13 protein-coding genes are annotated in these 12,396 nt (G+C 68.3%); 7 read left to right on the top strand and 6 right to left on the bottom strand.

The features are described from left to right. On the top strand, positions 1 to 77 hold a 77-nt coding region (locus tag WS61_RS36120; protein WP_133168007.1), incomplete at its 5' end, for a 4Fe-4S dicluster domain-containing protein. A 149-nt stretch (positions 78 to 226) separates the two neighbouring features. Here the strand turns inward: WS61_RS36120 and aroC are convergent. The 3 genes from aroC to WS61_RS28950 form a co-directional block, all read right to left on the bottom strand. Then, entirely contained in the window at positions 227 to 1,327 is a 1,101-nt protein-coding gene (gene aroC, locus WS61_RS28960) for a chorismate synthase (RefSeq protein WP_059505694.1), read from the bottom strand. A 242-nt stretch (positions 1,328 to 1,569) separates the two neighbouring features. Then, the gene (locus tag WS61_RS28955; protein WP_059505692.1) at positions 1,570 to 3,504 is read right to left on the bottom strand and encodes an MFS transporter; all 1,935 of its coding nucleotides are present in this window, start codon (positions 3,502 to 3,504) and stop codon (positions 1,570 to 1,572) included. A gap of 142 nt (positions 3,505 to 3,646) precedes the next feature. Beyond that, positions 3,647 to 4,102 carry a CBS domain-containing protein gene (locus WS61_RS28950; protein WP_034207093.1) on the bottom strand — a complete coding sequence of 152 codons (456 nt, stop codon included), beginning with the start codon at positions 4,100 to 4,102 and terminating at the stop codon, positions 3,647 to 3,649. Positions 4,103 to 4,259: 157 nt separating this feature from the next. On the opposite strand from WS61_RS28950, the gene WS61_RS28945 reads away from it, so the two are divergent. Further along, positions 4,260 to 4,577 carry an Mpo1-like protein gene (locus WS61_RS28945; protein ID WP_059505690.1) on the top strand — a complete coding sequence of 106 codons (318 nt, stop codon included), beginning with the start codon at positions 4,260 to 4,262 and terminating at the stop codon, positions 4,575 to 4,577. A 16-nt stretch (positions 4,578 to 4,593) separates the two neighbouring features. On the opposite strand, the gene WS61_RS28940 is transcribed toward WS61_RS28945, so the two are convergent. Further along, positions 4,594 to 5,922 carry a YihY family inner membrane protein gene (locus WS61_RS28940; RefSeq protein ID WP_059505688.1) on the bottom strand — a complete coding sequence of 443 codons (1,329 nt, stop codon included), beginning with the start codon at positions 5,920 to 5,922 and terminating at the stop codon, positions 4,594 to 4,596. A 142-nt stretch (positions 5,923 to 6,064) separates the two neighbouring features. Here WS61_RS28940 and wrbA point away from each other — a divergent pair, with 142 nt between their 5' ends. From wrbA to WS61_RS28920, 4 genes are read left to right on the top strand one after another with little or no spacing between them, the layout of a single operon-like run. Next, positions 6,065 to 6,685 (top strand): NAD(P)H:quinone oxidoreductase, encoded by a 621-nt coding sequence (gene wrbA, locus WS61_RS28935; protein WP_059505686.1) that lies wholly within the window; start codon positions 6,065 to 6,067, stop codon positions 6,683 to 6,685. Then, positions 6,682 to 7,080 carry a DUF2069 domain-containing protein gene (locus WS61_RS28930; RefSeq protein ID WP_059505684.1) on the top strand — a complete coding sequence of 133 codons (399 nt, stop codon included), beginning with the start codon at positions 6,682 to 6,684 and terminating at the stop codon, positions 7,078 to 7,080. The genes wrbA and WS61_RS28930 overlap by 4 nt, the downstream gene beginning before the upstream one ends. An 18-nt stretch (positions 7,081 to 7,098) precedes the next feature. Continuing rightward, positions 7,099 to 8,520, top strand: a complete 1,422-nt coding sequence (locus tag WS61_RS28925; RefSeq protein ID WP_059505682.1) for an FAD-binding oxidoreductase — start codon at positions 7,099 to 7,101, stop codon at positions 8,518 to 8,520. A gap of 25 nt (positions 8,521 to 8,545) precedes the next feature. Next, positions 8,546 to 9,376 (top strand): metallophosphoesterase, encoded by an 831-nt coding sequence (locus WS61_RS28920; RefSeq protein WP_059505680.1) that lies wholly within the window; start codon positions 8,546 to 8,548, stop codon positions 9,374 to 9,376. A gap of 57 nt (positions 9,377 to 9,433) precedes the next feature. On the opposite strand, the gene WS61_RS35340 is transcribed toward WS61_RS28920, so the two are convergent. Both WS61_RS35340 and WS61_RS28915 read right to left on the bottom strand, forming a co-directional pair. After that, entirely contained in the window at positions 9,434 to 9,586 is a 153-nt protein-coding gene (locus WS61_RS35340; RefSeq protein ID WP_174429583.1) for a hypothetical protein, read from the bottom strand. A 117-nt stretch (positions 9,587 to 9,703) separates the two neighbouring features. Then, positions 9,704 to 10,645: a LysR family transcriptional regulator gene (locus tag WS61_RS28915; RefSeq protein WP_059505678.1), complete on the bottom strand. Its 942-nt coding sequence runs from the start codon at positions 10,643 to 10,645 to the stop codon at positions 9,704 to 9,706. Positions 10,646 to 10,802: 157 nt separating this feature from the next. On the opposite strand from WS61_RS28915, the gene WS61_RS28910 reads away from it, so the two are divergent. After that, positions 10,803 to 12,389, top strand: coding sequence for an efflux transporter outer membrane subunit (locus WS61_RS28910; protein WP_095211857.1), 1,587 nt, complete (start codon positions 10,803 to 10,805; stop codon positions 12,387 to 12,389). Positions 12,390 to 12,396 lie beyond the last annotated feature (7 nt).

Genomic DNA, 12,396 nt, shown 5'->3' with positions numbered 1-12,396 from the left:
ACATCAAGGACCCGACGCAGAACATCGTGTGGGTCACGCCCGAAGGCGGCGGCGGGCCGAATTACCCGAACATGTAAGCTGCCGAAACGCGCCGCCACGAGCGGCGCGTTTCGTTTGGTCGCCGCACACCGCCGCAAACGAAACGGGGCGCTGCATCATGCAGCGCCCCGCTTGCATTCATCGTTCGACGGTCGAGACGGCGCGCGCTGCGCCCCGCCTGCTCGTATCAGGTCGCGCTGCCGGAGATCTTCGGCGTCGGCGTCTCGACGTCGCCGCACTGCGCACGGTGACGCAGCGCATGGTCGATCAGCACCAGCGCGAGCATCGATTCGGCGATCGGCGTCGCACGAATGCCGACGCACGGATCGTGGCGACCGAAGGTTTCGACCGTCGCCTCTTCACCGCTCTTCGTGATCGAGCGGCGCGGCGTGCGAATGCTCGACGTCGGCTTGATCGCGATCGACACGGTGATGTCCTGCCCCGTCGAAATCCCGCCGAGCACGCCGCCCGCGTGGTTGCCGACGAAGCCGGCCGGCGTCAGTTCGTCGCCGTGCACCGAGCCGCGCTGCGCGACGCTGTCGAAACCCGCGCCGATCTCGACGCCCTTTACCGCGTTGATGCTCATCATCGCCTTCGCGATATCGGCATCGAGCCGGTCGAACACCGGTTCGCCCCAGCCGACCGGCACGCCCGACGCGACAACGTCGATGCGCGCGCCGATCGAATCGCCGTCCTTGCGCAGCGCGTCCATGTATGCCTCGAGCTCCGGCACGACCGCCGCGTTCGGCGAGAAGAACGGGTTCTCGTGCACGTGCGACCAGTCGACGAACGGCACGTCGATTTCGCCGAGGCCGCTCATGTAGCCGCGCACCTCGACCCCGAAGCGCTCGCGCAGCCACTTCTTCGCGACCGCGCCGGCGCCGACGATCGGCGCGGTCAGGCGCGCGGACGAGCGGCCGCCGCCGCGGTAGTCGCGGATGCCGTATTTCTGCCAGTAGGTGTAGTCGGCGTGGCCGGGACGGAACGTCTCGACGATGTTGCCGTAATCCTTGCTGCGCTGGTCGGTGTTGCGGATCAGCAGCGCGATCGGCGTGCCGGTCGTCACGCCTTCGAACACGCCCGACAGGATCTCGACCTCGTCGGCCTCCTGCCGTTGCGTCACGTGCCGCGACGTGCCCGGCTTGCGGCGATCGAGCTCGACCTGGATGTCGGCTTCGGTCAGCCCCATTCCCGGCGGGCAGCCGTCGATCACGCAGCCGATCGCGGGACCGTGCGATTCGCCGAAGGTCGTGACAGTGAAAAGCGTGCCGAGGGTATTGCCGGACATGATGGAACCGCCCAAAGAGAAATGGGCAAACCGATGCACTGCCGGGGCCGCAGGCAGGTCGATCGTTTGCCGGTCGAGAAAAGAGGTAAACCGCTATTATGCCAGCCGTCCCGGCCCTGCGGGCCGCCCGACCGCCGGCCACGCACAGGCTGCGTGCATGCGCGGCCCACGAAAGCGCGTCCGGGCGCCCGCCCCAGCCCGGACGCCGCCGAATGCCCGCGCGTTGCCGGCCCGGCGCCCGCCTACTTCCGCGCGCCGCGCAACTCCGCCACCGCCGCCTGCAACGCCTCGGGCGTCGCCACCGACGCCGGGATCGGCTCGCCGACCGCCAGCGTCAGCCGGCTCATCGCGCCGCGCTTGATGGGACGCGGCATCCGCGCATCGGTATGCCGCGAGAAATAGCTGCCCCACAGCCCGCGCAGCGCCATCGGGATCACCGGCGCCGGCGTGCGGTTCAGGATCTCGGTGATGCCGTGGTGGAACGTATTGATGTCGCCCGTCTTCGTCAGCTTGCCCTCGGGGAAGATGCACACGAGTTCGCCGTCCTTCAGCGCGGCCTCGCACAGGTCGTACGCGCGCGCGAGCATCGCGGGATCCTCGTGACGCGGCGCGATCGGGATCGCCTTCGCATGCCGGAATACCCAGCTCGCGAAACGCGTCTTGAAGATCCGGTGATCCATCACGAAACGAATCGGGCGCGGGCTCGCGGCGGCCAGCACGAGCGCATCGACGTAGCTGACGTGGTTGCACACGAGTACCGCGGCGCCTTCCGCCGGGATCCGCTCCGCGTGCACGAGGCGGATCCGGTAGAAGGTGTGCACGAGCACCCACGCGACGAAGCGCAGCAGGAACTCGGGCACGAGCAGGTAGATATACGTCGCGACGATCACGTTCAGCAGCGCGGTGACGAGGAACAGCCCCGGAATGTCGACGCCGGCCTTGGTCAACCCCATCGCCATGACCGCCGACAGGATCATGAACAGCGCGTTCAGGATGTTGTTCGCGGCGATGATCCGCGCGCGGTGCGTCGGCGCGCTGCGGCTCTGGATCAGCGCATACAGCGGCACGCTGTAGAAGCCGCCGAACATCGCCAGCAGGAACAGATCGGCCAGGATCCGCCAGTGGCGCGCACCGGCCAGGAATTCGCCGACCGACAGCAGATGGCCGGGCGACGGCAGCGCGTGGCTCGCGAAATACAGCTCGATCGCGAACACGCTGATGCCGATCGAGCCGAGCGGCACGAGGCCGATCTCCACGCGCCGCTGCGACAACCGCTCGCACAGCAGCGAGCCGAGGCCGATGCCGACCGAGAACGTCGCGAGCAGGATCGTGACGACGTCGGGGCTCGCGGACAGCACGTCCTTCGCGAAATTGAAGAACGACGTGAGGAACGTCGCGCCGACGAACCACAGCCACGAGATACCGAGCAGGCTCAGGAACACCGTGCGGTTCTGGCGCGCGAGGCCGAGGTTGCGCCAGGTCTCGCTGACCGGGTTCCAGTTGATCACGAGGTCGGGCTGCGGCGCAGGCGTCGACGGCACGCGCTGCGCGACGAGCCGCCCGGCCAGCGCGATGACCACGACGCTCACCGCGAGCACGCGCTCGCCGCTGCCTTCGATGCCGGCCGCCGCGCCGCCGATGATCGTGCCGATCAGGATCGCGATGAACGTGCCCATCTCGACGAGACCGTTGCCGCCGACCAGTTCGTGTTCGCCGAGATGCTGCGGCAGATACGAATACTTGACGGGCCCGAACAGCGTCGAGTGCATCCCCATCATGAACGTGCACAGATACAGCAGCGTCGCGCTGTGCGTGACGAAGCCGGCCGCGCCGACCACCATCAGCACGATCTCGAAGGACTTCACGAAGCGCGTGAGGGTCGCCTTGTCATACTTGTCGGCGATCTGGCCGGACGTCGCCGAGAACAGCACGAACGGCAAAATGAAGATCGCGGAAATCAGGAATGCGGCCGTCTTCGCATCGACGCCGGAGAACCGCGCGGTGTGATACGTGACGAGCGACGTAAAGCCGATCTTGAAGACGTTGTCGTTCAGCGCGCCGAGGAACTGGGTCGTGAAGAACGGCGCGAAGCGACGCTCGCGCAGCAGGTCGAACTGCGATGCGTGCGCGCGCCGTTCGTCGCGCCGCCCGGAGGTGGCTTGCGTGTGATCGCTCATGCGGAATACGCGCGCCTCGTCTGGGCGAAGCTGCGCGGGCCTCGTGTTGTTGTCGTTGAAAAAAAGGCGGCGCAGGACAAACCTGCGCCGCCGCATGCCGGATGGCGGCGCCCATGCATCGAGGTGCCGGGCGCGGCGGGATTCACGGCTTGTGCGCTTCGGCTTCCGATTCCGGCCAGTCGCGGATGTACGCCTTCAGCATCCGGTTCTCGAAGCTCTGCGCCTCGACGACCGTCTTCGCGACGTCGTAGAACGAAATGACGCCCATCAGCACCTTCTTGTCGAGCACCGGCATGTAGCGTGCGTGACGCTCGAGCATCATCCGGCGCACTTCGTTGACGTCCGTTTCCGGCGTGCACGTGAGCGGCTCGTCCATCACCTTGCGCACCTGCACGTCGCCGATCGCGCCGCCGTTTTCGCGCAGGCGCAGGATGATCTCGCGAAACGTCAGCATCCCGACGAGATCGCCGTACTCCATCACGACGAGCGAACCGATGTCGTGTTCGGCCATCGTATCGACCGCTTCGCGCAGCGGCTTATCGGGCGTCACCGTAAACAGCGTGTTGCCCTTCACTTTCAGAATATCGCTGACGCGCATCGTAGTCCCCTCATGCTTGAATGCAAAATCTCTTTCGATCCTATCGGAAAGCCTGTCAAAAGGAAAGCACGGGCCGGCGCGGCGGGCCGCCGCCGCTTGCGGACGCGGGCAGCCGGCCGCACAATGGGCTCATGAACGGCGGCCCGAGGAGACGGCCATGGCGCATACGCATACGGAGCAATTCGCCAGCTTCGCTGACTTCTACCCGTATTACCTGAACGAGCACCAGAACCTGACGTCGCGGCGGCTGCACTTCATCGGCTCGCTCGGCGTGATCGGCTGCGTCGCGATGGCGGTCGCGACCGGCAACTGGCTGTGGCTGCCGGCGGCGATCGTCTGCGGCTACGGGTTCGCATGGGTCGGACACTTCTTCTTCGAGAAGAACCGCCCGGCCACGTTCCGGCACCCGATCTACAGCCTGATGGGCGACTGGGTGATGTTCAAGGACATCTGTACCGGCAAGATCCCGCTGTAACCGCCGAGCCCCGCCGTCAGGCAGGCCGCGGCGGCCGCGCGTGCGGGTCGGCCACGCCCGGCGCCGCACCGGCGCCCCCGGCCGGCTCCGCGCCCGCGAGCCGGTGCGCGGCGATCAGCGACGCGAGCGTCACGTCGAACCGGTCGCTCGACAGCACCGCGAGCAGCGCCGCGCCGTCGACGTGGCTGCGGCGGCGCTGGAGCTGGTAGGTCAGCTCCGTGCGATCGATCACCAGCACGTCGAACAACTGCGCGAGCGTCAACTGTTCCGGGTTCGCGAGCAGGATGTAGCGCGGCGTGGCCTCGCCGTCGCCGTCGAGCCGCGCCACCCATTCCCGCTCCTCCATCGTCGTCAGCAGCCGCTGCGCGGTTTCCATGTCGCAGCGCAGCATCGTCGCGAGCCGGATCGCCGTGTAGCCACGCTTGCCGGCCGCGCGCGCGTCGGCCAACCGCGCGAGCAACTCGAGCGCGTCGAGCAGGTCGCTGCCCGGATAGTGGATGCGGTGGAACTGGCCGACACGAATCGCCGGCAGCGCCGACGCGACCATCGCGCCGAGCAGCGCGATGAACCAGCTCAAATACACCCACAGCAGGAACACCGGCAGCGCCGCGAACGCGCCATAGACGGCCGTATAGGTCGGAATGCGCCGGACGTAGTAGCCGAAGCCGCGCTTCGCGAGTTCGAACGCGATGGCCGCGAACAGGCCGCCGATTACCGCGTCGCGCCATGCGACCGCGCAGTTCGGCAGGTACACGTACAGCAGCGTGAACGCGAGCACCGTCAACGGCAGCGACGCAAGCGCGAGCAGCCACTCGACGATCGACGTGGACGGCCCCGCGCCGGTGAACGCGAGCGACTGCGTGAACAGGTACGACGAGATCGACAGGCTCACGCCGAACAGCAACGGCCCGAGCGTGATCAGCGCCCAGTACGCGAGCACGCGCTGCGCGAACGGCCTGGGCTTGCGCACGCGCCAGATCAGGTTGAACGCCGATTCGATCGTCATCATGGTCATCACCGACGTGACGACGAGCACGATCAGGCCGGCTGTCGTCAGCCCCTTGGCCTTCGACGCGAACTGGTTCAGGTACTTGAAGATCTGGATGTTGAACTGCGCGGGCATCAGGTGATCCGCGAGGAACCCCTGCAGCGAGATCTGGAACGACGCGAACATCGGGAACGCGGTGAACAACGCGAACGCGACCGTCAGCAGCGGCACGAGCGACAGCATCGTCGTGAAGGTCAGGCTGCCCGCCACTTGCGGGATGCGATCCTCGGCGCTGCGCCGGGCCGCGAACTGCGCGAGGCGCTTGATGGTGACGAGATCGACGCTCAACTTCGGCAAACGGCTTCTCCTTCTTGATGCTGCGCGCGTCACGGCGCGCCGCCGCGCTGCGCGACGGCTTCAGCCCCTATAATAGCCGCTCGATTCCAGCAGGGGCCGACTGCACCGGGCACGCGCGCGGCCGCATGCGGCCCCGTCGCCCATGAAAGACATCCTCGTCCTCTATTACAGCCGTCACGGCGCCACGCGCGATCTCGCGCTCGCGATCGCGAACGGCATCGACAGCGTGCCGGGCATGCAGGCCCGCATCCGCACCGTGCCGCCCGTGTCGGCCGTCTGCGAAGCCACCGCCCCCGACATCCCGGCCGACGGCCCGCCCTACGCGGAACTGCGCGACCTCGAGGAATGCGCGGGCCTCGCGCTCGGCTCGCCGACCCGCTTCGGCAACATGGCCGCGCCGCTCAAGTATTTCCTCGACGGCACGACGCCGCAATGGCTGTCGGGCGCGCTGACCGGCAAGCCCGCGAGCGTGTTCACGTCGACGGGCAGCCTGCACGGCGGCCAGGAATCGACGCTGCTGTCGATGATGCTGCCGCTGCTGCATCACGGGATGATGATCGTCGGGATCCCGTACACCGAATCCGCCCTCAGCACGACACGTACGGGCGGCACGCCGTACGGCGCGTCGCACGTCGCGCAACACGACCGCGCGGCGTCCGGCGGGCTGTCGGCGGACGAGAAGGCGCTCGCGGCCGCGCTCGGCGTACGGCTCGCGCGCGCCGCCGCGGCCCTCGCCGGCGCCCAGGCCGCCGAGGCGGCATGAGCGCCCCCGCCCCCGCCCGCCCCGCCGTCGCGGCCCGGCCGCGCCATGCGCGGGCCGCCGCCGCGTGTCTCGTCGCGCTGATCGCACTGTCGCTCGCGTGGGAGCTGTGGCTCGCGCCGTTGCGCCCCGGCGGCTCCGCGCTGATGCTCAAGGCCGTGCCGCTCGCGCTCGCGCTGCCCGGCGTCTGGCGGCGTAACATCTATACGATGCAGTGGGCGAGCATGCTGATCCTCGTCTATCTTGCAGAAGGTATCGTGCGCGGCATGTCCGATCGCGGGCTGTCCGCGACGCTCGGCTGGTGCGAGACCGCGCTTGCCGTCGGCTTCTTCGTGGCGGCGCTGGCTTACGTCGCGCCGTTCAAGCGCGCGGCGAAAAAGCCGCGCGCCACGTCCTGACCCTTACGCGACAAGGTGATGATGTCCTCCGAAGCTTTCGTTTCCGCGTGCCGCGACGCGATCGGCGCCGAGCACGTGCTGACCGATCCGCACGATACCGATCCGTTCCTGACCGACTGGCGCCGCCGCTACAAGGGCGCGGCATGCGCGGTGCTGAAACCCGCGAACACGGCTGAAGTCGCCACGCTCGTGAAGCTCGCCAACGCGCACGGCGTCGCGCTCGTGCCGCAAGGCGGCAATACGGGCCTCGCTGGCGGCGCGACGCCCGATGCGAGCGGCAACCAGGCCGTGCTGAGCGTCGCGCGCCTGAACCGCGTGCGCGCACTCGATCCGCACAACAACACGATCACCGTCGAAGCCGGCGCGATCCTCGCCGACGTGCAGGCGCGCGCCCGCGAAGGCGGCCGGTTGTTCGCGCTGAGCCTCGCGGCGGAAGGCAGTTGCACGATCGGCGGCAACCTGTCGACCAATGCCGGCGGCACCGCGGTGCTGCGCTACGGCAACGCGCGCGAGCTGTGCCTCGGCCTCGAGGTCGTGACGCCGCAGGGCGAGATCTGGGACGGGCTGCGCGGACTGCGCAAGGACAACACGGGCTACGACCTGCGCGACCTGTTCATCGGCGCCGAAGGCACGCTCGGCATCATCACGGCGGCGGTGATGAAGCTGCATCCGCTGCCGGCGGCACAGGTGACGGCGCTGGCCGCGCTCGAATCGCCGCACGCGGCGCTCGACTTCCTCGCGCTGGCGCAGCGGGCGGCCGGGCCGCTGTTGACCGGCTTCGAGCTGATGTCGGATTTCTGCATGCAGCTGGTCGGCAAGCACTATCCGCAACTGCGCTACCCGTTCGCGCAGCCCCATGCGCAAACGGTGCTGCTGGAGCTGTCCGACAACGAAAGCGAAGCGCATGCGCGCGCGCTGTTCGAGAAGCTGATGGAAGAAGCGTTCGAGGCCGGGCTCGTGGTCGACGCGGTGGTCGCGGAGAACCTCGCGCAGTCGCGTGCGTTCTGGGACCTGCGCGAGCACATCCCGCTCGCGCAGGCCGACGAAGGGCTCAACATCAAGCACGACATCGCGGTGCCGATCTCGTCGATCGCCCGCTTCATCGACGAGACCGACGCGGCGATCCAGCAGGCCGCGCCGGGCGCGCGCATGGTCACGTTCGGCCACCTCGGCGACGGCAACCTGCACTACAACGTGCAGATGCCCGAAGGCGGCGATGCGAAGGCGTTCCTCGCCGCGTTCCAGGCGCCGATCAACCGGATCGTCTACGACAACGTGCACCGCCACCACGGCACGATCAGCGCGGAGCACGGCATCGGCCAGTTGAAGATCGACGACGCGCAGCGCTACAAGTCGCCGGTCGAAACGACGCTGATGCGCACGCTGAAGACTGCGCTCGACCCGCGCGGCCTGATGAATCCCGGCAAGGTCCTGCGCTGAAGCCGCCTCCTCCGGAGCGAATCCCGTGAAAATCCGCGTCCTGTCCGACCTGCATCTCGAAAGCAACCTGCCCGACGCGATCCCGCATGCCGACGCCGATCTCGTCGTGCTGGCCGGCGACATTCACAATCACGCGGAAGGCCTGCGCTGGGCCGCCGAGACGTTCGACCCCGCGGTGCCGGTGATCTACGTGCCGGGCAACCACGAGTACTACGACGGGGAATTCGGCGCGCTGGAGGCGGCCATGCGCGACGCGGCGCACGCGCTCGACAACGTGCATTACCTGAACAACGGCGTCTACGTCGATCCCGCCCAACGCTTCCGCGTACTGGGCACGACGCTCTGGACCGATTTTTCGCTGTTCGGCCGGGACGAAGCCAGCGTCGCGCGCGCGACCGAGGCCGGCCTGCGCGTGATGCTCGATTTCAAGGGATTGATCCAGGTAACCTGGCCGAACGACGCGACGGTGCATACGACGGCAGAGGCGCCGGAACGGGATTTCGCGCCGGCCGACGCGATCGCGCTGCACCGGCGAGGCCGTGCATGGCTGGAAGCGCAACTGGCGGCGCCGTTTGCGGGCAGGACGATCGTCGTCACCCATCATGCGCCGCACCGCCGCTCGCTGGCGGAACGCTATGCGGAAGATCTGGCGTCGGCGGGGTTCGTCACGGACATGGCGGAACTGGTGCGGCCGCCGGTGGATCTGTGGCTGCACGGCCACACGCATACGTCATTCGACTACGTTGCGGACGGCGGCACGCGCGTGGTGTGCAATCCGCGCGGCTACCTTCACCGGCGCACCGGCGAATGGGAAAACCCCGCGTTCGCGTGGGACAAGGTCGTCGAACTCGGCTGAGCGCCGGCCGGGCGGCCGCGTGGCGCGGCCTTCCCGACCTGAGGCGCGACGGCAGGATCAGCGGCCGGGGCGGCGCGGGTCGCGCACGCGGACCGGCACGGGCTTCATCTGCGCCTTCGCCTTCATCGCACGCAGCAGGTCGCGGGTCGCCGCCGCGGCGGCAGCCGCGCCCAGCAGGACGCCAAGGCCGATCATCAGGTGCGTATCCATCGCTACTCCGGTGTGGTGTATCTCGTTAATTCCAACAGTATCAAACTGTCTGACACACGTTCGTAAAAAAATGTTGCGTGAAGGACAAATCTCGTCAGATTGCGGTCGACTGCGCGCTCATGTCGCACGCGTGTACTGTTCGAGCGCGGCTTCGTCGGCTTCGAGCGTGAGCGGCAATTCTTCGCGCAGGAAATCGACCCAGGTCCGGATTTTCGCGTCGAGGTACTGGCGCGACGGGTACAGCGCGTAAATGTTCATCACGTGCGACCGGTACTCGGGCATCACGCGCACGATGTGCCCGCTGCGCAGCCAGCCGATCGCCGAATAGACCGGCAACCCGCCGACGCCCATCCCCTCCCGCACGGCCACCGCGAGCGCCTCGGCGACGTTCACGCGGAACGGCGGCGCCGTGATCGGCACGACCTCGTCGCCGTTCGGCCCCGCCAGCGCCCATTCGTCGAAGTGAAAGCCCGGCGCGACCATCCCGAGGCACACGTGCTGCGCGAGATCGGCCGGCCGCTGCGGCACGCCATGCGACTCGACGTAGCCCGGCGATGCACACACGACGCTATAGCTCTCGCCGAGCCGCTGCGACACGAGCCCCGAATCGGGCAGATCGCGGCCGACCACGATCGCGACGTCGTACCCCTCGTCGAGCAGGTCGGGCATGCGCTGCGCGAGCGTCAGCTCGACGTGCACGTCCGGGTAGCGCTCGCGGTAGCGCGCGATGGCCGGCACCAGATAGTGCTGGCCGAGGCTCGTGAAGCAATGGACCTTCAGCTTGCCGGACGGGCGCGCATGCGCGTCGCCCGCCTCGGCTTCGGCCTGGTCGACGTACGCGAGGATCTGTTCGCAGCGTTGCAGATAGCGTTCGCCGGCTTCGGTCAGCGCGATCCGGCGCGTCGTGCGGTTCAGGAGACGCGTGCGCAGGTGTGCCTCGAGATCCGAGACCGCGCGCGACGCGTAGGCGGTGGTCGAATTCATCTGCTGGGCGGCCGCGGTAAAGCTGCCCGCGTCGACCACGCGGACGAATACCCGCATGTTTTGTAGCGTATCCATCCTGTTACCCCTGTGAATCCGGAGGGATTGTTGCACAGGGCCCAACAAATATTATCTCAAGATTCGTAAAAATGACTTGCACCGTTGTCCGTATATTCAGGAATCGCTGAAAAATATAATCGCTTCCGACTCATCTATATCCGAAAGGGAGAAAATCGTGCAGTCTCCGGCGACAAAAGGGACGCTCGCACTGGCGGTTCTTGCAGTCTCATTAATAATGGCCGGTTGCGCGAGCATGGGCGACAACAAAACCCAGTCCACCCGTATCGAGGCGAACGCGCTCGATGCCGGCGCGGCGATCCGCGCGGCCGACCGCGACGCGGGCTGGCCCGCCGCAGACTGGTGGCGCGCGTACCGCGATCCGCAGCTCGATGCGTGGATCGCCGCCGCCCAGGCCGGCAACCCCACCCTCGCGGCCGCCGAGGCCCGCGTGCGCGAAGCCCAGGCGATGGCGCGCGTCGCGCGTTCGGCCGAACTGCCGCAGATCAACGGCAATCTGTCGCTGATGCGCGAGCACTGGCCGGACAACGTGTACTACGGCCCGGGCCCGCTCGCGAACGCCGACACCTGGAACAACACCGGCACGCTCGGCCTGTCGTACCACCTCGATCTGTGGGGCAAGGACAAGAACGCGACCGAGCGCGCGCTCGACACCGCGCACGCGAGCGCCGCCGACGCACGGGCGGCGAAGCTCGAACTCGAGGTCAACGTCGTGCGCGCGTATGTCGGCATGTCGATGAACTACGCGCTGCTCGATCTCGCGCACGAAACTTTCGAACGCCAGCGCGCGCTCGCCGATCTCGCACGCAAGCGGCTGCAGGCCGGCCTCGGCACGCAGCTCGACGTGAGCCAGGCGGAATCGACGCTGCCCGACTACGAGCGCCAGATCGACAGCTACGAAGAAGCGATCCAGCTCGCGCGCCACCAGCTCGCCGCCCTCGCCGGCAAGGGCCCGGGCGCCGGCGACGCCATCAAGCGGCCGCAGCTTGCGCTCGATGCGCCGGCGGGCCTGCCGTCGGCGCTGCCGGCCGACCTGCTCGGGCGTCGCCCCGACGTCGTCGCGGCGCGCTGGACGGTCGACGCGCAGGCGCGCGGCATCGACGTCGCGAAAGCGTCGTTCTACCCGAACATCGACCTGCTCGCGACGGTCGGCGGCTTCGGCGTGACCGCGCCGTTCACCGACTTCCTGCGCGCGATGAACGGCGGCTGGACGGCCGGCCCCGCGCTGTCGCTGCCGATCTTCGAAGGCGGCCGGCTGCGCGCGCAGCTCGGCGCCGCGAATGCCGGCTACGACCAGGCGGTCGAGCGCTACAACCAGACGATCGTCGGCGCGCTCAAGGACATCGCCGACCAGGTCGTGCGGATCCGCTCGCTCGAGACACAGAAGAAGGACGCCGCGCGGTCGGTGGCGGCCAACGATCGCAGCTATCGACTGTCGCGCGAAGGCTTCCGCCGCGGGCTGACCGATTACGTGAACGTGCTGGTCGCGCAGCAGCAACTGCTGCGCGCGCAGGAAACGGCCGCCCGCATCGACGCGGAACGCCTCGCCGCGCACGCGCAGTTGATGGCTGCGCTCGGCGGCGGGATCGAGACGGGCAAGGACGTTCCGGCGGACGACCGACCCGCCGACGGCGCCGACCCGTCGGGCGCGAAGCCCGCAGCGGCCGTTGCCCGGCCCGCGGAAGTCGCCGCTGCCGGCGCGTCCGGGACGCCCCGGACGTCCGCCGTGCCGGCCGCACGGTAACGCGGAG

The organism is Burkholderia sp. ABCPW 11 (assembly GCF_001523445.1).
Taxonomy (GTDB): Bacteria; Pseudomonadota; Gammaproteobacteria; order Burkholderiales; family Burkholderiaceae; genus Burkholderia.
This window is presented reverse-complemented; position numbering and strand designations above follow the sequence as displayed.

Coding starts and splice junctions, on each gene's coding strand:
- aroC (WP_059505694.1), bottom strand. CDS start 1,327: ATGTCCGGCAATACCCTCGGCACGCTTTTCACTGTCACGACCTTCGGC.
- WS61_RS28955 (WP_059505692.1), bottom strand. CDS start 3,504: ATGAGCGATCACACGCAAGCCACCTCCGGGCGGCGCGACGAACGGCGC.
- WS61_RS28950 (WP_034207093.1), bottom strand. CDS start 4,102: ATGCGCGTCAGCGATATTCTGAAAGTGAAGGGCAACACGCTGTTTACG.
- WS61_RS28945 (WP_059505690.1), top strand. CDS start 4,260: ATGGCGCATACGCATACGGAGCAATTCGCCAGCTTCGCTGACTTCTAC.
- wrbA (WP_059505686.1), top strand. CDS start 6,065: ATGAAAGACATCCTCGTCCTCTATTACAGCCGTCACGGCGCCACGCGC.
- WS61_RS28930 (WP_059505684.1), top strand. CDS start 6,682: ATGAGCGCCCCCGCCCCCGCCCGCCCCGCCGTCGCGGCCCGGCCGCGC.
- WS61_RS28925 (WP_059505682.1), top strand. CDS start 7,099: ATGATGTCCTCCGAAGCTTTCGTTTCCGCGTGCCGCGACGCGATCGGC.
- WS61_RS35340 (WP_174429583.1), bottom strand. CDS start 9,586: ATGGATACGCACCTGATGATCGGCCTTGGCGTCCTGCTGGGCGCGGCT.
- WS61_RS28915 (WP_059505678.1), bottom strand. CDS start 10,645: ATGGATACGCTACAAAACATGCGGGTATTCGTCCGCGTGGTCGACGCG.